Origin of the sequence: Paenibacillus sp. BSR1-1 (genome assembly GCF_030403775.1) — a bacterium.
In the GTDB taxonomy this organism is placed as follows: domain Bacteria; phylum Bacillota; class Bacilli; order Bacillales; family Cytobacillaceae; genus Neobacillus.
In genome coordinates, this window is sequence record NZ_JAQMWQ010000009.1 from 107,215 (window position 1) to 127,344 (window position 20,130).

At 40.7% G+C, this 20,130-nt stretch carries 17 protein-coding genes; 7 read left to right on the forward strand and 10 right to left on the reverse strand.

Annotation, left to right across the window (positions count from 1 at the left end):
- Nucleotides 1-459: 459 nt before the first annotated feature.
- From PH210_RS14985 to PH210_RS15020, 8 genes are all read right to left on the reverse strand, one after another.
- Complete coding sequence (locus PH210_RS14985) at nt 460-1,716, reverse strand: ArgE/DapE family deacylase (protein ID WP_289986585.1); 1,257 nt, start codon at nt 1,714-1,716, stop codon at nt 460-462.
- A 19-nt stretch (nt 1,717-1,735) separates the two neighbouring features.
- On the reverse strand, nt 1,736-2,962 hold the full coding sequence (locus PH210_RS14990; RefSeq protein ID WP_289986589.1) for a M20 family metallo-hydrolase: 1,227 nt from the start codon (nt 2,960-2,962) through the stop codon (nt 1,736-1,738).
- 17 nt (nt 2,963-2,979) lie between these two features.
- Complete coding sequence (gene allB / locus PH210_RS14995; protein WP_289986591.1) at nt 2,980-4,323, reverse strand: allantoinase AllB; 1,344 nt, start codon at nt 4,321-4,323, stop codon at nt 2,980-2,982.
- Nucleotides 4,324-4,333: 10 nt separating this feature from the next.
- Entirely contained in the window at nt 4,334-4,699 is a 366-nt protein-coding gene (uraH, locus tag PH210_RS15000; RefSeq protein WP_289986592.1) for a hydroxyisourate hydrolase, read from the reverse strand.
- On the reverse strand, nt 4,696-5,649 hold the full coding sequence (pucL, locus tag PH210_RS15005) for a factor-independent urate hydroxylase (RefSeq protein ID WP_289986593.1): 954 nt from the start codon (nt 5,647-5,649) through the stop codon (nt 4,696-4,698). The genes uraH and pucL overlap by 4 nt, the downstream gene beginning before the upstream one ends.
- Nucleotides 5,650-5,662: 13 nt before the next feature.
- Nucleotides 5,663-6,130 (reverse strand): 2-oxo-4-hydroxy-4-carboxy-5-ureidoimidazoline decarboxylase, encoded by a 468-nt coding sequence (gene uraD, locus PH210_RS15010; RefSeq protein WP_289986594.1) that lies wholly within the window; start codon nt 6,128-6,130, stop codon nt 5,663-5,665.
- Nucleotides 6,131-6,498: 368 nt separating this feature from the next.
- Complete coding sequence (locus tag PH210_RS15015) at nt 6,499-7,467, reverse strand: bile acid:sodium symporter family protein (RefSeq protein ID WP_289986595.1); 969 nt, start codon at nt 7,465-7,467, stop codon at nt 6,499-6,501.
- 16 nt (nt 7,468-7,483) lie between these two features.
- Nucleotides 7,484-7,831: a rhodanese-like domain-containing protein gene (locus tag PH210_RS15020; protein ID WP_289986596.1), complete on the reverse strand. Its 348-nt coding sequence runs from the start codon at nt 7,829-7,831 to the stop codon at nt 7,484-7,486.
- A 196-nt stretch (nt 7,832-8,027) separates the two neighbouring features.
- Between PH210_RS15020 and liaG the strand changes: the two genes are divergently transcribed.
- The 6 genes from liaG to PH210_RS15050 all read left to right on the forward strand — a co-directional run bounded on the left by liaG (nt 8,028) and on the right by PH210_RS15050 (nt 15,343).
- The gene (liaG, locus tag PH210_RS15025) at nt 8,028-8,894 is read left to right on the forward strand and encodes a LiaG family protein (protein WP_289986598.1); all 867 of its coding nucleotides are present in this window, start codon (nt 8,028-8,030) and stop codon (nt 8,892-8,894) included.
- Between the two features lie 129 nt (nt 8,895-9,023).
- Nucleotides 9,024-9,413: a YuzC family spore coat inner layer protein gene (locus tag PH210_RS15030; protein WP_289986600.1), complete on the forward strand. Its 390-nt coding sequence runs from the start codon at nt 9,024-9,026 to the stop codon at nt 9,411-9,413.
- A 157-nt stretch (nt 9,414-9,570) separates the two neighbouring features.
- Nucleotides 9,571-11,313, forward strand: coding sequence for an adenine deaminase (gene ade / locus PH210_RS15035; protein ID WP_289986601.1), 1,743 nt, complete (start codon nt 9,571-9,573; stop codon nt 11,311-11,313).
- Between the two features lie 275 nt (nt 11,314-11,588).
- Complete coding sequence (locus tag PH210_RS15040) at nt 11,589-12,944, forward strand: MATE family efflux transporter (protein WP_289986602.1); 1,356 nt, start codon at nt 11,589-11,591, stop codon at nt 12,942-12,944.
- Nucleotides 12,945-13,670: 726 nt separating this feature from the next.
- Nucleotides 13,671-13,868 carry a DUF3311 domain-containing protein gene (locus PH210_RS15045; RefSeq protein WP_289986603.1) on the forward strand — a complete coding sequence of 66 codons (198 nt, stop codon included), beginning with the start codon at nt 13,671-13,673 and terminating at the stop codon, nt 13,866-13,868.
- Nucleotides 13,868-15,343: a sodium:solute symporter family protein gene (locus PH210_RS15050; RefSeq protein ID WP_289986605.1), complete on the forward strand. Its 1,476-nt coding sequence runs from the start codon at nt 13,868-13,870 to the stop codon at nt 15,341-15,343. Before PH210_RS15045 ends, PH210_RS15050 begins: the two co-directional genes overlap by 1 nt.
- Before the next feature lie 198 nt (nt 15,344-15,541).
- On the opposite strand, the gene PH210_RS15055 is transcribed toward PH210_RS15050, so the two are convergent.
- Entirely contained in the window at nt 15,542-16,792 is a 1,251-nt protein-coding gene (locus PH210_RS15055; protein WP_289986673.1) for an amidohydrolase family protein, read from the reverse strand.
- An 869-nt stretch (nt 16,793-17,661) separates the two neighbouring features.
- Here PH210_RS15055 and PH210_RS15060 point away from each other — a divergent pair.
- Entirely contained in the window at nt 17,662-18,879 is a 1,218-nt protein-coding gene (locus PH210_RS15060; protein WP_289986606.1) for an MFS transporter, read from the forward strand.
- A 265-nt stretch (nt 18,880-19,144) separates the two neighbouring features.
- Here the strand turns inward: PH210_RS15060 and PH210_RS15065 are convergent, their stop codons facing one another.
- Nucleotides 19,145-20,110 (reverse strand): carbohydrate kinase family protein, encoded by a 966-nt coding sequence (locus PH210_RS15065; protein WP_289986608.1) that lies wholly within the window; start codon nt 20,108-20,110, stop codon nt 19,145-19,147.
- Nucleotides 20,111-20,130 lie beyond the last annotated feature (20 nt).

The window sequence follows — 20,130 nt, forward strand, 5'->3', positions numbered from 1 at the left end:
ATTTCCCCGCTCTTATTGACCGTCACCTCAATTTTTCGGGTATGACGGGCTTTATGAATCACTCTTATCGACCGTAGCGGCATTTTTTCGGGTATGACGGGCTTTATAAACCGCTCTTATCGACCGTCACCTCATTTTTTCGGGTATGACGGGCTTTATGAACCGTTCTTATCGACCGTCACCTCATTTTTTCGGGTATGACGGGCTTTATGAACCGCTCTTATCGACTGTCACCTCATTTTTTCGGGTATGACGGGCTTTATGAACCGCTCTTATCGACCGTCACCTCATTTTTTCGGGTATGACGGGCTTTATGAACCGCTCTTATCGACCGTCACGGCAATTTTTTCTACAGTAGCCTTTTTTTAAATTTTACCACATTGTAAAAAGAAAAATAATAAGCCAGCTTCCTTAAAAATAGGCGCTGGCTTACATGTCTTTTCACATTATTGATTCTCGTTAAGAAGATACCGACAATAAATCATATAGTGTACAAGCAATAATTTTAGTGGCATCCAGCAAATCTTCTAAACGAATATTTTCGTCTGCCCGGTGTCCATTGGCTTCTTCTAGCAATTTTGGTCCGACACCAAACATAATGGTAGGGATACCCTTCGTATAAAAATGCCGGGCATCAGCATAAATCGGAACCCCGTTGATAGATAACTCCCCTTTTCCCTTCATCAGCAAATTCCAATTCTCATTCAAGGCTTCGATTAATGGAGAATCTTCCGAAACCGGCCCGAAGCTTTCAGCATGAAGGATTTTCCGTATTTCTACTTTTAAACCTTCGATATGGGCAACTGCCTGATTCACAATTTCACAAAGCTCACCTTCAGCCTGTATTGCGTCCTCTCCTGGTATCAGCCTTCGGTCAATTCTAATCTTGCACTCATCAGGCACCACATTGGTGTTAATCCCCCCTGTTATGAGTCCCACAACCAATGTTGGATGATCAATACCCGGTACAGAGGATTTTTTCACTGTGAGTGTCTTACGATATTCGTATAGAGCGTTCAAGATTTGAGAAGTTGCTTCGATGGCATCAATGCCTGTATGAGGAAGGGCAGCATGGGCGGATTTTCCTGTTGTCTTGATTTCAAAATGTAAGCAGCCATTGTGGGCATTTACAGCAGAGTAGGTAAACCCAGCGGCAATCGCTAAATCAGGCTTGATAACCGCTTGTTCCAACAGCCATTTAGGCCCTATTTCTCCGCCTGTTTCTTCATCAAATGTAAATGCCAAGTCTACTTGCCCGGTTAATGGCTGCTTGACACCAGCCTGTTTTAAGGCTTGGACTGCGAACGTATACGCAGCAATATCAGATTTAGAAACGGCCACTCCCCGACCATACATTTTCCCCTCAATAATCTCTGCTCCATACGGATCTACACTCCAGCCTAATCCTGGCGGCACCACATCGCCATGTGCATTTAATACAATATTAGTACCATTCCCACTGCCAAATCCGGATTTGGCAACGACATTGGCCAGACTAATCATCCCATTCGCTTTTACCTCATCATCGTCTACCTTTAACAAAGAGACATCGTCAAATCCAAGTTTGCATAGCTGCTGATGGAGGAGAGAAGCAATTGGATAACAGTCTCCAATAGGATTATCCGAAGGAGTTTGCACTAATTTTTTTAAAAAATGAACCAGTTCATCCTCTTGCTCTTCAACCCACTTTACAATTCTTTCTTTGTCTTTATTCATAATAGCACTCTCCTTACTGCTAATAAGCTAACTGATGTAATAATTCGATTAAAACATCAAGACCTGTTTCTAGTTCATTGTTTGAGGTATATTCCAGCGGGGAATGACTAATTCCCCCCTTACTTGGGACGAACAGTATGGTAGTTGGGCAAATTCCCGCAAATAGTTGAGCATCGTGCCCTGCCCCGCTATTCATCACATGATAGCCAATATTACGATTCGTACATATGTCCTGAATCATTTCATTTAACTTAACGTCCATTTGCACTGGCTGAACCTCATGCCATTTTTCTATCTCAATATTCAGTCCCTTCTGCTTCGCCATTTCCATAAAACGGCTTGAGAATTGCTCGCAATAGGAGTTCAAAACCGCTTCCGTTGGATGTCTGGCATCCACTGTAAAAACCACTTGATTCGGTATCACATTTGACACATTCGGTTCCACCAAAAGCTGCCCCACTGTTGTGACCAGATTCTCATCGAATCCCTCAGCCAAGTTATATAAGTCATCAATCATGGCTGCCGCACTGCGCAGCGGATCTTTCCGCCATTTCATTAATGTCGTACCCGCATGGTTGGATTCCCCGTTTACCGTAATCATAAACCGCTTTTGCCCGACTATGGTTTGAACGATACCGATAGATTTTTGAAGCTTTTCTAGAGTTGGTCCTTGTTCAATATGTAATTCAACAAATCTATCGATATCATTTCGTCTCAGATACTCCGGATTGGCAAATCCAAAGCCCGCTTCCTTCATTGCAGACTCAAAGCTTGTGCCCTCAGAATCTTTTAAACCCTCAATATCTCGAAAGGTATAAACCCCTGTCATCATGCCGGAGCCAAAGCAGGCTATCGGGAAGCGGCTCCCTTCCTCTTCACATAATGAGACGATTTCAAGATTCACCTTTGGCTCTCCAAATTGCTGTTTAAGATAGCTTAATGCAAGGATTCCTGCCAGGATTCCATAGGCTCCGTCATATTTACCTCCTAATGTAACCGAATCAACGTGGGAACCAACGAGTATGGTCGGGCTCATTGAATTTCCACAAGACAACCTGCCAAACAAGTTTCCAATCGAATCATAATACGTTTGAAATCCGAGCTCATCCATCCATTCCTTTAGAGATTGCTGAGCCTCTTTCCAAGCTTTGGAGTAAAGGAGACGGGTAACCCCTCCTTCCGAAACTGCTCCAAATGAACTTAGCCATTCGATTGCATCTGCTAGATTTGCGGGAACATGACTCATGACAATCTCTCCCTTAGTTAGAGGCATAGTCCAAACTTTTCTTTTGTGACTCCTTTTTGATCATCATAAATAACCTTTCCGCGTAATATTGTTTTCTTAATTTTGAGGGAAAATTCCCTGTTTTCGTAAGGGGAAAAAGGATTCCGAAACCCAAAGGATTTTTTATCGGCTATCGTGGTTTCATTCAGACGAATCAACACTAAATCAGCATCCAATCCCGGACAAATCCTCCCTTTTCTAGCCGCGATTCCAAACCTTTCGGCGACATTAAAGGCACCTAAGGGCAAAATACGTTTCAGGTCAATCTTTCGTTTCAGAGCCTCATCCATTAATGCAAGCCAAGTAAACTGAACACCTTGGATTCCGCCCCACGCCTCCCAGATGGAAGTAGTCGATTTCATGGAAGCTAGACAAGGCGAATGATCGGAACCAATTGTATCGATCATGCCATTCTTAATGCAGTCCCATAAGCCCTCCACGTCATCCTTAGATCTTAAAGGCGGTGCACATTTAAGGATTGCACCTTTTTGTATGAAATCCTCTTCATCAAAAATGAGGTAGTGCGGACATGTTTCAACCGTTACGTTCACACCACTCTTCTTCGCTTGCTCAATCAGAAATGCCACTTTGGCTGAACTGATGTGAACAATGTGAATTGCTGTTCCGTATTTTGCCGCCAATTCTAAGCAAAAGCTAACAGCCTTTTCTTCCGCAGCTATTGGCCTGCTTGCGAGAAAGGCTCTCCTTTCATCCATCCCGGCACGATATTGATAAAAAGCAGTAAGTCTAGTAATTTCCTCATCCCATTCGGCATGGAGGGCGAGAATTTTATTTTGCTCTTTCGCCGCTTGCATGCCCTTTGTTAATCCATCCGGTGATACGAACTGAAAATCGTCAATCCCGCTCTCACTCATAAACGCCTTCCAAGCGATAATCCCCTTGCTCATTTGTCCTAGATCTGACCGTTTATCGAGGTTAGTCTCGGTCATGCCCCCCCAAAGAGCATAGTCAACATGTGAAAGTCCCCTTAAGTACTCTTTCTTTTCAAGCAAATTCTGCAAGCTTGTGATTGACGGTGAACAATTAAGCGGCATATCAAAAATGGTGGTCGTTCCGCCCATAGCAGCAGCACGGCTGCCCGTTTCTACTCCTTCCCAATCGGTCCTTCCTGGATCATTAAAATGGACATGTGAATCAATAAAACCAGGAACAACCAGACACCCGGCCGCATCAATACACTCTCCAATTGGTTCAGCTTTTTCTAGGGAGTCAATTTTTCCATCCATGATTTTGATATTTACCTCACGGAAGCCTTCCTCAGTAAAAACAAGGCCATTTTTCACCCATAGCTCTTTCGTCATATAAACCTCCCTAACTCCCTCTATAGGTGCTGTAACCACCTGGTGATATCAACAATGGCACATGATAGTGGGATGCAGGATCAGAAATACCAAAGCGAATAGGAACACAATCCAAAAACGAAGGATCACCAATTGAAGCACCGCGATTTCGAAAGTAATCTCCAACATGGAACCGAATTTCATAAATTCCTTTTTTCATAAACTCACCCTCTAGGAGCGGCTGGTTTAACCTGCCATCCTCGTTCGTGCTGCTGATTTTTAAGCATTCAAAGGGGGAATCTGAACCAGATGCAGCTGCCCATAATTCCACCTGGACACTATAAGCAGGCTTTCCAATGCTTATATCAAGGACATGGGTTGTCAGTTTACCGGTCATTCCTCTGGCCCCTCAGCATTTACCAAATCATCTCTTGTCATCGAAAAACGTTGAAAGCCAAACGGCGGGCGGGGCTCAGTAAATACTTTGCCTTCTTCCGATGCTGGAATTTCGTCTAAGATCGTTTCCCATGTCCGATTATTGGATTCAAAGCGGACCTCCAGTAATTGTGGGAAACGCTGCAGTATTCTCTTGCCAATACGATAGATAAGATTTTGGATAGAAGGTGAATTTTCCTCGTGAAATATCGTATGGGCAATATCTCTTATTTGCTCAGCCGCAACATATCCTTCTGGAGTAAGTCCCCGGGCTGCATTCATATCGTTGTAACGCCAATCGATATTCAAAAAGATAAAGAGCGGACGGTCAAAGGATTCAGGCAGTGTTGTATATTCATCCTTCACATAGCCAAAAAAGGAGCTACCTCTCACCTTAATCAGCTTTAGACCCTTCAGACTGCTCCAATGATCTGTTGTGGCGATTCCGTTTTCGCAGCGTTCCACTTCAACTCGCGCACAGGCCTGTTCATTTAAGGAATAGCGAAATACTAAAGGACTAGGCTTAAATCCGCCCTTTGTTGGGACAGGAAGTTCATCAAAAGGAATTTGCTCGCCGGAAATCTTGATGCCTGTCATTTGCGGATATTTTTCAAGAAAGCGATGGGCGACAAAGTCCAAGAAGCCCTCCTGCGTTGCTCCGTCATAATCCCCTGCATGCTTGAGAATAAAATTCTTCATGGAATCTGTTGCGACAACTAATGTGTTATCGCCATCTTTAAAGGAAGAAAAAAAGGCATCCCCTTCTACTGCTACTTTCACATTCATGCCAAAAAGAATATTCCCGCGTCCTGTAAAGGATGATTCTGGAATCGACCGAATCTCAGTAAGCGGTTTAGCGTATGTCCGATAAACCCAAACGGCTTCTTTTCCATAGCACATCGTTCTCTGCATCTATCTCATCCCCTTATTCAATCATATCGTTCAAACGGAATCCTGCGATTTTATACACCTCATTCAATGCAGTAACACATTCTGCCTCAAAGCTATAATCCACCCGTTCTTTCATGGCAGAAAGAATGGTATCCTTGTTTTGTCCCTTCACTGCCATGATAAAAGGAAAACCAAATTTCGTTACATATCTCTGGTTAAGTGCAGCAAACTCTTCATATTCATCCTTTGATAGTTTATCTAATCCAACTCGCGTCTGCTCTTTCTGGGATACATCCGACATTTTTAACCTTGTTCCTAAATCAGGATGAGCACGAAGGAGAGTCAATTGCAGGGATTCATTGGCGTTTTGCACAATCGTCAGCATCGTTTGGAAGAGATGATTACGTGATTGAAATGGCCGCCTCTCCCAAGCCCTCTGCGCCACCCAGGGTGAATGCTCAAATATCCAGCCTAAAGTTTCCACGAAAATATCCTTGTTCATTTGGTTTATCTTTTCAATCGTTAGATTTCCGATACGGTTAACCTCCTTTTCTGTTAAGCATGCAATCGTCCATTCAACGACCCGAAAGATGGTTTAATTAATATATAGTAGAAAGATGGGTTGGTTATGTTTGATTTTCCTCAAGATAAAAATAGAGAAATCCCCTCACAAAATTTGTAAGGGGATTTCTCCATTTTTATTATGGCTATTTTCGCAAAGATTGTTGTTTTTACGTATAAGTTCATCAACCCGTATAACTAGATCCTTCGTGGCATCTTTTCGTAAGAACATTTGCGAAAATTGCCTAGAAACTCTGTAAATGACCCTTAATTAGATCCCAAAAACAACAAAGCTTACGAAAAGAGCCTTTATAAGGCAACTGATTCCTGCTTATCCACTTTTTCTTGATAAAAGCGGTCAAGAAAATGTCCATTTAGGGAAGCCAGTATTTGTTGGAAAAGCATGCCGACGACTACAGGCACCGCGACTGCTGCTGGAAAAAAGGAAACAGCGATTACAGCCCCGGCGCTGATGTTTCGCATCCCTCCAGTGAAGGTCAGAGTAATAACCGTATCGCGGTCCTGCTTCAGCAAGCGCCCAATCAGAAAGGATAATAGATAACCAGATAGGGCGATAAAAAAGACGACAAAAATAATACTGATAAGTTTTAGATTAATATGTTTCAAATACGGCGCGACAACAGCCCCATTTAGCATCACGACAATTCCAATCATGAGCTTTGAAAAAGGAGCGAGTTTGGAGCCCAATTGATCTTGTATTTTCCCTTTTGTCATCTGGTTTAAAAACATTCCAATTAAGGAGGGAAGAACGATCATTCCGAATAGCCCTTTCATGATACTGATGAAATCCATATCAATTTTCTGACCCACAAATAAGGACAAGGAGTACGGAACTAAAAACGGTGATAACAATGTATCTATTAATATAATCGATAAAACGAGCGGAATGTTTCCTTTGTAAATTGAAACCCATATGAAGCTTGTTACACCTGTTGGGATTATCATTCCTAAAATGAGACCGGTAATTGTGTAAACATCCCCCCGGAAGGCGATATGACCGACTCCCCATGCCCATATTGGCATCAAAACATGAAGGGCAAGCATGGCTATAAAAATCGGAAATGGATGGGTGATAACCTCTTTTAACGATTTGAAGTTAGAACTTAAACTACCGGCAAACGTCATAAAGGCGAAAATCCAAGGAATCAAAAAGGAATAATCCTTCAAATAAGTACTAAGCAATACTCCAGTCACAACACCCGTAGGAGTAATGAATGGCATAACCTTTTCTAGTTGTTTATTTAATTTCTGCAGCATTTAGAGTCTCTCCATATCAATCGTTTAGAGATTTCATATATTCCTTCCAAGCCGTTAGGCCGCCCTCTAAAACAATGACCTTAAATCCTCGGCCGTCTAAGATATTCGCACATTTTGCGGCTGAGTTACCAGTTGTACAGGTGACAACAATCTTCCGGTCTTTTGGTAAGGATGTATGAAGATTCTCTTGTGTGTCTTCCATTGCAAAAATATCCGTCTTAGGAATATTAACACTTTGAATTTGTGGTTCCTCTATATGAAATTCGTTATATTTCTCTTCCGCCCGTACATCCAGCAAAAGGACTTTTTCATTATCCTTTAAGCTTTCATGCAGCTCTTTGGGCGATATTTTTTTTATCGTCAAATGAAAACACCTCCACTAAAAGAATACCATAATTTTTAAAAATTGGACGCAGATATTTCGTGAATCGAAAAAAATTCAAGCCACCCCCTTTTCCGTCTCAGGTCTTAGAAGAAAATAATTCTCCGGTACATTGGGAGAAAACGAAGGATTTCTTATCATAGGTATAGAAGATGTTTGAAAAAGGGGATGGAAAAAAATGAAAAGAATTTTATTTCTTTTAGTCGTCATTACTGGTTTATATATTATCTTTAATCATTCTTGGCAATTCAGCGCTTTAAGTGCGAGTAAACAAGACGGTAATGCGGCCGTTTCAGCAGATACCAAGGTGATTAAGGTAGATGTGTCGAGCGTTAGTACGATCATTATTCCAGAGGACCGAGATGATTTAAAAGCTGTGTATACTGGAAAACAAAAGTTAAATATTCGTGAGAACGGAGCCGATGTAGAAATTTCGCTTAAAAGCAAGTGGTTTGATTGGCTCAACTGGGGACCATTTTCTGAAAAAAAGAAGCTGAAAATCTACATTCCTGAAGACTATAACCAAAACATGCAAATTGATTTAGGCTCCGGCAATGTAAATTTTTCCGGATCCACAAAAAGCAAGCCAATGAATTTGAATGAGTTAATCGTGGATATTGGTTCCGGGAACATGAATCTCAAGAATCTGAATGTGAACAAATTTAAGCAAGATGTTTCATCCGGAAATGTGGATATCGATTCCCTTAAAACGAAAACAGGCTCCTTTGATCTATCCTCTGGTAATCTCGACATTACCCATTATACAGGTGCGGTCGAGGCGGATGTAGCCTCTGGGGAGCTGAATATTCAAATCGATAAATTAGTCGATTCGATTAAACTCGATCTTAGCTCAGGGGAAGTTGGCCTCGATTTACCAAATAACTCTGATTTCACACTTAACGGGGATGTAAGCAGTGGAAATATCTCCTGTGACCTTCCATTAACTTCGAAGGATCTCAACAATAAAAGCATCAAAGGAACGCATGGGTCTGGGAAATATAAAATTGACCTTGATGTATCCAGCGGCAGCATTCATATTCGATAACGAAAAAAGCGTTTGGGATCAAAGAATCCCAAACGCTTTTTCGTTCATTTTGATATATCAGGAACCAATGTCACATAAAATACATACCGTATATTGCCTTTTGTTTTTATCAAGGGAAGGAGAGTTACGATGTACCATAACCCTTTTCACTTCCAGATTTATCCGCCAATGCCTGTCTACCCGGTATATGCCATGTACCCTCAAATACCTCGAAGCTATCCTCCAGTGGATATAAAAATATTTTCACAATCTGTTCATTCGTTTCGTCTATTAATGGAACAAGGAAGTATTTTATTAGATCGATTAGGTGACGCAGGTTTTGCCTATAAAATGATGAGTGCTGCCCAGCAAGGAAAAAATGTTGAAGTCGATCGTTTACTAAAATCAATTGGACTTAAGGTCCCGGTCGCAGCCAAATATACGCCAACTGGAATAAACTTTATCCTAACAACTCAAACAAAACAAAACCAGCCGGCTAGCTGCTGCACCTTAACCGTGGCGATGCAATGGGGACGCTGACGAAATTAAATATATTCTTATAAAAAACCTGCAAGCAATGACAATTTCAATAAGCTGGCAGGTTTTTTTGAGTCTTTCACTTGTATTAACCGCGTATGATTAACTAAGGTCAATCATTACCCCTTGCTATCCATTTTATTGAAAAGGATGTTGCTATATGGATAAAAAGATGCTAACCAAAAGAATTGCAGTCGCATCTGGAAGACAGCCAGCAGATACGGTCATTAAAAACGGAAAAATCGTCGATGTTTTTAACGGGGAAATCATGTATGGAGACATTGCCATCGTGGACGGCTATTTTGCCGGAATTGGTGATTATACAGGAATTACAACTATTGATGCAAACGGAAGTTATATCTGCCCCTCCTTCATTGATGGGCATGTTCATATCGAGTCCTCTATGTTGACACCAAAGGAATTTGCCAAAGTTCTCCTCCTTCATGGCGTAACAGCTGTCATCGCAGACCCGCATGAAATCGCCAATGTCTCGGGTGTGGACGGCATTCAATACATACTAGACTCTACAGATCAGATCCCGTTTGATTTTTTCATTATGCTGCCATCCTGCGTTCCGGCGACTAATTTTGAACATGCCGGAGCGATTCTTCTAATGGAAGACCTCAAACCATTTTATCAGCATCCTAGAGTCCTAGGCTTGGCGGAGGTAATGAATTACCCCGCTGTCCTTAACGCAGAAAATTCCATGATGGATAAATTAATAGATACGAAAAATAATGGAAAAAAAATTGATGGCCATGCTGCAGGACTAACCCCAAAGGACTTGAATATCTATATGGCATCAGGCATCCGCACAGACCATGAATGCACTACGCTAGAAGAAGCGAAAGAACGGTTAAGAAAAGGAATGTATTTGATGATTCGGGAAGGGACGGTTGCCAAGGATCTTGGGCAGCTCATCGGCGTCGTAACTGGACGGAATTCCAGGCGCTGCTTATTCGTCACCGATGATAAGCATTTAGACGACCTATTGGATGAAGGAAGCATTGATCATAATGTCAGACTGGCGATTTCATCGGGCATCGATTCCATTACATCAATCCAAATGGCTACCATAAATGCAGCCGAATGCTTCGCTCTTGAAGAAAGAGGCGCCATCGCCCCCGGATATAAAGCAGACTTTTTAATCATGGACGACCTGGAAAGCGTCAAAATCACCCAGGTTTTTAAAAGTGGAATAGCCGTTGTTAAAGATGGCAAATTGATTAATTTTCCAGAAACTACAAATAATGATCCACCAGAATTACTTAAATGTACCGTTAACTTTCAGGAATTAACAGAAGACCATTTCCAAATTCCTTTAAAAATGAAAAAGGCTAATATTATTGGAATTATCCCCAATAGCCTGATTACAAAGCATCTAATTGAGGTAGTCGACCTGGACGATGCTGGCCTTTTTCAACCATCAATAAAGAATGACCAATTAAAGCTGGCTGTCATTGAACGGCACCATATGACCAAGAACATCGGGCTTGGGATCGTGAAAGGCTTGGGATTAAAAGCAGGAGCCATCGCAACCACAATTGCCCATGACTCTCATAATCTCATTATTGCCGGAACAAACGATCAGGATATGCTCATCGCGGCTGAAGTAATAAAGGAAATGCAGGGAGGTCTTGTTGTCATCAAAGAAGGAAAAGTTTTATCCAAATTACAGCTTCCAATTGCCGGCCTGATGTCCGAAGGCTCCTATCTGGATGTAAATTCAAAATTAAGGGAAACCAATAATGCTTTAACAGAGTTAGGAGCGCACCAGCACTTTAATCCATTTCTAACCCTATCCTTCCTCGCTCTCCCCGTGATTCCGGAATTAAAGCTGACAGACGGGGGATTGTTTCAAGTATCTAAATTTCAACATATTAGCATAGAAGCATTTAAATAAAAGACGGTGTTAAATGACATTGTTGCTTTTTAACACTTTTGATTGGAGCGGAAGGCGCGAAGACTCCTGCGGGAGTACGGGACAGGGGAGACCCCCATGCGCCAAGCGCCGAGGAGGCTCCCCGGCACGCCCGCGAACCGCTCGCGCCTGGAGCGCAAATCAACAACTAAGTTTAACCGGGTCAAATAAAAAATTCTTTCTTTATTAGTGAATCCAAATGGGTGTAAAATGAAATTTATATTTTAATAATTTAATTGGAAAAAGGAGCAACATCTTTGAAGGAACTCAACAACAAATTTCAAGAACAGTCCCTTTTTAGTATTTCTTGGCCATTGTTCATTGAGCTGGCTCTCCATATGGGCATGGGAATTATCGCAACATTAATGTTAAGTCATTATTCGGACAATGCTGCCGCTGGTGTAGGGGTAGCAAACCAGCTTTTGAACATATTTATTTTAGTTTTTACGGTTACATCGATTGGCGCCACTGTTCTAATCAGCCAAAACCTCGGTGCAGGCCGTCTGAAGAACGCACGTCAGTTATCCCGCTCCGTTTTTGGGCTAAACTTTTGGTTTGGCATTACAATAGCGATTATCATTTTTTTCTTTGGCGGACACCTATTAAGTTTATTTGAAATCCACGGCAAAGTGTATAGCTACGGTCTGACGTTTGTTCAAATTTGCGGAATCTCCCTCTTTTTCGAATCTATCTCACTTGCTTTAAGCGCCGTACTTCGCAGCCATGGGTACACCAAAGAATCAATGGTTGTAACAGTAGTAATGGACTTAATCAGTATTGCCGGGAATATCATTGCTCTTTCTGGGTTATTCGGAATTCCGGTTACAGGTGTAACGGGTGTTTCATGGGCAATGGTGGTAGCCCGTGCCTACGCAGTCGCTGCCCTGATCTACCTTGTCTACAATCGGCTTTCACTTAAGCTGGAAATAAGCGATATTTTCAAAGCTAAAAAAGAGGATATTAAAGCGCTGCTTTCTATTGGCATTCCGTCGGCTGGTGAAAATCTTTCCTACCAATTATCGCAGCTGGCAATAACCAGCTTTGTTGTTTCAATGGGAACAGCCTCCCTTGCAGCGAGAGTCTATATTTTAAATATTAATATGGTTTGCTTTTTATTTACGCTCGCAATTGCTCAAGGTACACAACTTCTAGTTGCACGTTACATCGGCGGAAAACAGTTTGACAAGGCCCTTCGCCGCGGTATACGTACGTTAAAAATTGCAATGGCTGCCTCAACTGTTACTTCATTGATCATAGCATTGATTGGCTCGCCGATTTTAAAATCTTTTACAAATGATCCAAGTATTATTGCCATCGGTCTCCCTGTGCTATGGGCGATCGTGTTTGTCGAACCTGGCCGGGCGATGAATATCGTTTTAATGAACTCACTTAAATCCGCTGGCGATGTTCGTTTTCCAGTGATAATTGGAACCATTTCCATGTGGGGAATAGCAGTCTCCCTAAGTTATATACTAGGAGTTCATTATGGACTGGGCCTTTTAGGAATTTGGCTGGCCACGGGTGCAGATGAGTGGCTAAGGGGCTGCTTCGCTTTAAGACGCTGGCAGATGAAACCTTGGGATCGGTTCAGGAAAGTACATGTAACTGTTTAATTAAATCAACGATACCCCGGAAGGATAAATGGCACCACTGCCGATTGAACCAGGAAGTCGTTTTGTAAATTTTTAAGTACAGTAAAGTTTTTTACATCAAAAATTAAACTCCAAATACTTATAACCCCGTCCTAACTCAGAACGGGGTTATAAGTATTTGGAGTTTTAAAATTAAATAACTTTATTGTCACATTACACAATGTTTAAAAGGATTTTTTCAAAATAAAAACGGACTGCGGCGGCTTGTCTCAATTAATTTTCACCATTTTTCCCAAACTCAAATACTAGCTCAACATAGTAAAGATAATTTAAATATACATAAATATTTTTAAAGTAAATTATCGTAATATTTTTTATAATTAGAAAAAAACTAGCACTCCTTGCTTATTATTAAGTCTTTCAATGGTAGAAAAATTATTTTGATAAAGTGCATTTAATAATCTTTTAAAGAAAGGTACTACCTATGTTTGTATATCTTTGGATATTTATCCGGCAAATGGACTTAAATATTAAAGAGCTGCTTAACAAGATTTAGCAATGTATGAGAGAAAGCTATTTTATTAGATTATGGCTTTTTAACAACATGGTTAATTACGTACGAAATCAAGGGGTGTAGTTTTGAAGTTTCGTTAGAGGTGATAACTTTTTTTCTGTACTAATCATATCTATCCTTCCCATGATTAGACCGTTATCACTAATTTCAAGAAAATAGGAGGAGGAATAATTTTGAAGTTAATTTTTATTTTAGCAATAATTCCTTTTATTGGATTTCTCGGAGGAATTCCTTTTGTGAATAAAGTTAACCCATATATTTTGGGTATGCCCTTTATTCTTTTTTGGATTGTATTATGGGTAGTTATTACATCAGGACTTATGGCGATTATATTTAACCTAGATCCTAAAAATAGGAGGGAAAATGAATAATGAATGCAGCACTTCTTATTATCATTGCATCTATAATTTTTGCACTTACCATTGGTATTCGAGCGCGTAAAGGTAAAGATATGAACCTTGAACAGTGGACAGTTGGAGGCCGTGGTTTTGGCACGGTTTTTATCTTTTTGTTAATGGCAGGTGAAACGTATTCCACTTTTACCTTTTTAGGAGGAAGCGGTTGGGCATATGGCAAAGGCGGCCCTACTTTTTATATTTTAATATATGGTACATTGGCATTGATTATGTCGTATTGGTATGTTCCTGCTATTTGGCGATATGCAAAAGAAAAGAAACTAATGTCACAATCGGACTTTTTCGTTAGTAAGTATAATAGTCCATATTTAGGTGTCCTTGTGTCAATTGTGGGTGTAGTTGCTGTCATCCCCTATCTAGTTCTTCAATTGAAAGGTTTGGGGAGTATTGTTTCAGAGGCATCTTACGGAGCGATTTCGCCTACTGTAGCAATTTGGATTGGGGTCATTGTTCTTACAATTTATGTGATGATCTCAGGAATCCATGGTTCTGCTTGGACAGCGGTTGTCAAAGATATTCTAATCCTCGGAGTTACTGTATTTTTAGGTATATATTTACCGCTTCATTATTATGGTGGATATCAGCCCATGTTTGAAGCGATCGATCAAGCGAAGTCTGGTTTTTTAACTTTGCCTAGTCAGGGATTAAGCATATCATGGTTTATTTCTACAGTTTTGCTAACTTCTCTTGGTTTTTATATGTATCCGCATGCATTCGGCGCCATTTATTCAGGAAAAAACGAAAAAACGTTCCGCAAGAATACAATTATAATGCCATTATATCAACTTATCTTACTCTTTGTGTTCTTTGCCGGTTTTGCCGCTATTCTTCAAATTCCCGGTTTGAAGGGGGATGAGGTTGATTTATCTTTATTACGCCTCTCTAAACTAGCTTTTGATCCATGGGTAATGGGAGTAATTGGTGCTGCAGGAGTACTCACAGCCTTAGTTCCAGGTTCGATGCTATTAATGTCTGCAGCTACCTTGCTGGCGAAAAATGTATATGGTGTATTTGTGCCTTCGGCTACTGATAAGCAGATTGTAAGTTTAGCTAAGTACTTAGTACCTGTCGTTGCTCTTGTTTCATTATTTTTTACGTTTAAAAGTGGTACGATTGTCGCTTTATTATTAATGGGGTCTAGTATGGTTACACAGTTGTTTCCAGCTATGATTTTCAGCTTAATGAGGAATAATTTCGTAACGAAGCAAGGGGCATTCGCGGGAATCATCTTGGGGGAAGCTACGGTAGCATACATTACACTTTCGAAAACCACTATAGGAACCCTGTTTCCTTTACTTCCTCAGTGGGTGAAGGATATAAATGTGGGGATAATAGCACTTACTATAAATGTAATAGTTATGACCATTGTAAGCATGGTCACAAAGAATTATAGTGTTTCTAATAAGAAGACTGAACAAGTTGCATCGTGATGTTAATAAGCCATTTTGTTTAGAGCACCTCAAAAATAATTTTGAAGTGCTCTTTGAACTTGCTGAAACGATTTCCAAAATACTGTATCTGTTCCGCTAATCTCATAAAACCGCACAACGATCTGTACGGTTTTTATATTTAAGAATTCTTTTGCAAACAAAGGTCCTGGTGAAATCCACTAGAACAGGTGTGATCTCCTAAATATTTCTAGAAGCGTTTGGGACTTTAGTCTTCACGTTATCCAGCGTCCCCGAGGAAAGAGTGCCTTTATACAGTACGGCTGCACGTATTGGCAGCCGGGCAACAACTTCAGCAGAGCAGCTTGCAGGAAGAAGTACTCCTGTTGCATCATTGCCGACTCTTGGCCATACTTGCTTACCGGACTCATCTAAAGGGGTAATTCCCCCTGTAGCAAGGGAAAGTGCTCGAGACAGGTTGTATTCGTTCTTCCATCCATATATTTGTGCTGCAAGATGTGCTTTCTGCAGAGTATCACCTATCCCGAATGGATCCCAGTGGTCGGTAATACTATCATTGCCAAGCATGACATTCACCTTCCGCTCATGAAGGAGTGGAATTGGCATTACACTTTTGCCAATTGGAACAGAAGATGCTATAGAGATACCTAGCGATGCAAGACGGTCTGCCATTGCAACGTCTTCACCTGCTGCTAATGATGCAAGAGAGAAAGCATGACTGATTGTCACTTTTCCGTGTAGACCAGCTTCTTCTGTCAAATCTGCTAATCTTCGAATAGCTTTTAATCCTGTTTCACCGCCTTCATGAAGATGGATATCAATGCCTGCTTTGTAGTCCACTGCGATTTGAACCATGGTATGTAGTGATTTTTCCATATCCCCGTCTACTAAGGTTGGATCTAGTCCGCCAACATGTGTAACGCCGAGCTTCATGGCATCGCGTAACAGTCCCTCTACATTTGAGCGAAGCAAGCCGTGTTGCGGGAAAGCAACGATTTCATGAGAAATTTTATCTGAATAATTTGCTAAGGCGAGCTTTAGTTTCTCAAGATTTTTAAGACCAACGACTGGATCAATGTTGCAGTGGCTTCTAACATACGTAGAGCCGTAGCTGAGAATTAGTTCAATTAATTTCTCTGCGCGCTCCTGAACGGTTGGGAGCAATTCCGGGAGCAATTTCTGCTCTAAGGCAATCATGTCAAAAATACCATTTTTTCTTGTTGCTGCTGCTTTCCAAGGGCCGCCATAATAGGTTTTATCCAAATGAATATGCATATCTCTAAAAGAAGGAAGCAAGAGCATACTTTTTGCATCATAGCAAGCAATATCTTTTTCAAAAGGGGAGTTTGTATCTAGTATTTTCGTAATCCTGCCTTTATCGACTCGGATGTTTCGTAATACAGATTCGGTTGCAGCCACTTCTCCGTTTTCATATTTAAAGCCGCTTTCCAATCGAACATTCAAAAGCATGTAAGAGCTATTTTTATTCGGTTTTTCTATTTTATGTGTATGGTCATCCTTATTTGGTGCAGCTTCTGCGCTTGTCATTTCAGGTGCCAATAATTCCATCGTTCCGGTAACACCGAGAATTGCAGAAGCCCCTCCGATTTTTCCAACGTTACCTAAAAACTTCCGCCGTGACAAGCTTATGTTTTCTTGTATCATCAACTAATTCCTCCTTTGGAAATGTTTGATTAAATTAAAATAAACAGCTTGAGAAAACAAAATGAAAGTTACTTAATTTTTATGTTTTAGTAAATTTTAACAATTATAATTTTAAAAGGATTGTATTTATAAGTCATTGGTTACTTAAACCAAAATTCAGTGATTGTATTAGGCAATTTATACAATGGATTTTTACATGGACATGAACATTATAAACCCCATGTTCCTTCTTAATTATATTTTCAACGACAGTAGAAATATTATGTGCATCGCGAATATCCAGAATAGAGCGACGACAATTTCGTATTCCCAGCTTGCTTAATATATCAAACTAAAAAGTTAATAATTTGGTAATGTTTTTTAAATGGGGAGTTAAGTTCTGTCAAGTATAATCAATGTACTTCGAAGAAGGCATAAATCATAAATACAAAAAAAATAATATTTTATTGAGCATGAAGAACGAGCAATTCGGATGGTTCAACTTGAGCAGTAATATACAGAGTTAGTTGTAGCTTCTTTTTCCGCTGAAACCATTGCAAGAAGATCAAAACGAGTAGCTACGATGTTCAAAGGAGAGAATATTTCAGGCTCTCTTGGATCAAGTAAAGAATATAATATCATTTCTAAAACAGAAAAAATTACATCTGTTTTCGAGTAGTAGAGGAGAAAAATCCATGCAAACAAAATCTGCGTTTCCGTTTTTACTGACTTATATGTTTCTTGCTATGCTAGGCATTGGGCTTGTTATTCCGATTCTCCCTGAGCTTCTAATAGATTTCGGAGCAGGCGGAAAAGCAGCAGGATATTTAGTATCCGCCTTCGGCTTGACACAGTTTTTGTTCTCGCCAATTGCTGGTGAATTCTCAGACAAATACGGACGTAAGCCGATGATTGTCGTTGGACTGAGCTTATTCGTTATTTCCAACTTATTGGCTGCTGCTGCAGATCATTTCTCACTTTTTCTTGTTTCACGATTAATTGGCGGTATGGGTTCTGCTGCCTTGGTTCCCTCCATTATGGCTTATGTCGTTGATATCACGACAGAAGAACAGAGGCCTAGAGCAATGTCATTTCTAGGCGCTTCGATGTCATCCGGTTTTATTATTGGTCCGGGTTTGGGAGGATTGCTTGCTGAGTTTGGAACAAGGGCTCCTTTCTTCGCGTCTGCAAGTATTGGTCTTTTGGCGGTGATCTGTTGTTTACCATTATTACCGGAATCCCAACCAGTAGAGGTTCGTCTCATGCATCTGAAGTCGAAACCGAAAAAAGAAAATATTTTTCGTCAACTTGCACAGTCGGCTAAATCTCGTTATTTTATCCTATTGTTAATGATATTCGCTCTTACATTCGGACTTACTCATTTTGAGGCGATATACCCGTTGTTCGTTACTCAGAGCTATGGATTTACGACTAGAGATATTTCCATCTTATTTATGGTTTGTTCCTTGATCGGTACATTCAACCAAGTGATGCTGACTAACCGGCTTACACAAAGGTTTGGGGAAAAGCCAATTATTAGCAGCATGCTCTTGCTATCGGCAGTATCTCTTGTCTTCTTGCTATTCTCGGGCAATTTCTTTTATGTAATGATAATTACAATGTTGTTTTTCACATTTAATAACATATTACGGCCGACGCTTAACACGTTGCTTTCGAAGGAAGCTGGAAATGAACAAGGATTTGTAGCAGGGTTGAACAATGCCTATATGAGTCTCGGGCAAATTTTTGGTCCAGTGCTTGCGGGGTGGTTATTTGATATTCATATCAACCTGCCATATCTATTCGGAGCAGTCGTGCTACTTGTCAGCAGCTTCGTATCAGTCAAGTGGGTAGGGATCAAGAATGGAGTAATCCCCAAAGAAAATAGGAGAGTAAAGGGTCAAGCCCTATAGGGGGAATACATTCCCAATGTATTTAAAAGCCATGTATTGAGTAATTTTCTAACATGTAGGCAGCAATAAATAAGAATAGGAGCATCTATATATGTGGAAGTGGATGATAGCATTTTTACGATGAATTTTCTTGCTTCAAGGATGTGTTTCAAATGACAGTGGAGAAATCAAGATACAAGTAAAGAAGAGGGTAGTCCACTAACATAATGAAAGAGACGATTCGCTCCTAGTCGTCTCTTTTATTTTTAATATAATTCTTTATCTATTAATCAATGAATTCCAATATTTGTTCTTTTGCAGGCAGCGATGAGATGGCTCCTTTTCCTGTTGTGGTCAATGCTCCGCTTCCATTAGAAAAGGCGAGTATTTCCTTGCTGTTTGTCAGTAATATATTCTCCAGGCTGCTCAGATCTGCCTTCATTTCCAAAAGCTTATAAAGAAAGCCTCCAATAAAGGCATCTCCCGCACCGGTTGTGTCCTGAACTTCAACATCAAAACCTCTTGATTCATACTTTTTACCATTTACATAAAGATCGGCACCTAAAGCTCCTTTTGTATAAACGACCGCTTTTACATTGCCGGTGAATAGGGATTGGACGGCCTCATCGATATCCGTTTTCCCCGTAATAAATTCGAGTTCCTCATCTGAAATTTTTACAATATGGGCAAGCGGAAGAAATTCGCGGATTGCTTTTTGGCATGCTTCCGGGCTTTCCCATAATGGCAGCCTTACATTAGGATCAAAGCTGACAATTCCATCATTGTCCACTACTGCCTGGATCGCTTTTTTATGTGCTTGTTTCATCGGACTTTCAACCAGATCCACTGAACAAAAATGAAGAATGTCCTCTGCACTAAACCAGGAAGGATTAATTTCTTCTTCCTTTAATAACAGATCGGATGATGGGTTCCGATAAAATGAAAAATCCCTTTCTCCATTATTCTTTAATGACACAAAGGCAAGGCCAGTATTCGCTTCCTTCGTGCGGAAAATTTTATCCGTTTCAACACCTGCCTCTTGCAGCTGTTCAATCAGAAAATCGCCGAAAGCATCCAATCCCAGCTTCGTAATCATCGCTGACCGTCCTCCGTATTTTGCTACTGCCGCAGCCACATTGGCCGGTGCACCTCCCGGGGCGCGTTCAAACGAAATGACATCCTTGAGATTGACCCCTTTTTGCAGCGGGACAAAATCAATTAATACCTCGCCAATTGCAAATAGTTTTCCCAAATCTCATAACCTCTCTTTTT

Excerpts from the sequence above, each read along its gene's own strand:
- PH210_RS14985 (WP_289986585.1), bottom strand. The coding sequence starts at position 1,716 with ATGAATAAAGACAAAGAAAGAATTGTAAAGTGGGTTGAAGAGCAAGAG.
- PH210_RS14990 (WP_289986589.1), bottom strand. The coding sequence starts at position 2,962 with ATGAGTCATGTTCCCGCAAATCTAGCAGATGCAATCGAATGGCTAAGT.
- allB (WP_289986591.1), bottom strand. The coding sequence starts at position 4,323 with ATGACGAAAGAGCTATGGGTGAAAAATGGCCTTGTTTTTACTGAGGAA.
- uraH (WP_289986592.1), bottom strand. The coding sequence starts at position 4,699 with ATGACCGGTAAACTGACAACCCATGTCCTTGATATAAGCATTGGAAAG.
- pucL (WP_289986593.1), bottom strand. The coding sequence starts at position 5,649 with ATGCAGAGAACGATGTGCTATGGAAAAGAAGCCGTTTGGGTTTATCGG.
- uraD (WP_289986594.1), bottom strand. The coding sequence starts at position 6,130 with ATGAACAAGGATATTTTCGTGGAAACTTTAGGCTGGATATTTGAGCAT.
- PH210_RS15015 (WP_289986595.1), bottom strand. The coding sequence starts at position 7,467 with ATGCTGCAGAAATTAAATAAACAACTAGAAAAGGTTATGCCATTCATT.
- liaG (WP_289986598.1), top strand. The coding sequence starts at position 8,028 with ATGAAAAGAATTTTATTTCTTTTAGTCGTCATTACTGGTTTATATATT.
- PH210_RS15030 (WP_289986600.1), top strand. The coding sequence starts at position 9,024 with ATGTACCATAACCCTTTTCACTTCCAGATTTATCCGCCAATGCCTGTC.
- ade (WP_289986601.1), top strand. The coding sequence starts at position 9,571 with ATGGATAAAAAGATGCTAACCAAAAGAATTGCAGTCGCATCTGGAAGA.
- PH210_RS15050 (WP_289986605.1), top strand. The coding sequence starts at position 13,868 with ATGAATGCAGCACTTCTTATTATCATTGCATCTATAATTTTTGCACTT.
- PH210_RS15055 (WP_289986673.1), bottom strand. The coding sequence starts at position 16,792 with ATGCTTTTGAATGTTCGATTGGAAAGCGGCTTTAAATATGAAAACGGA.
- PH210_RS15060 (WP_289986606.1), top strand. The coding sequence starts at position 17,662 with ATGCAAACAAAATCTGCGTTTCCGTTTTTACTGACTTATATGTTTCTT.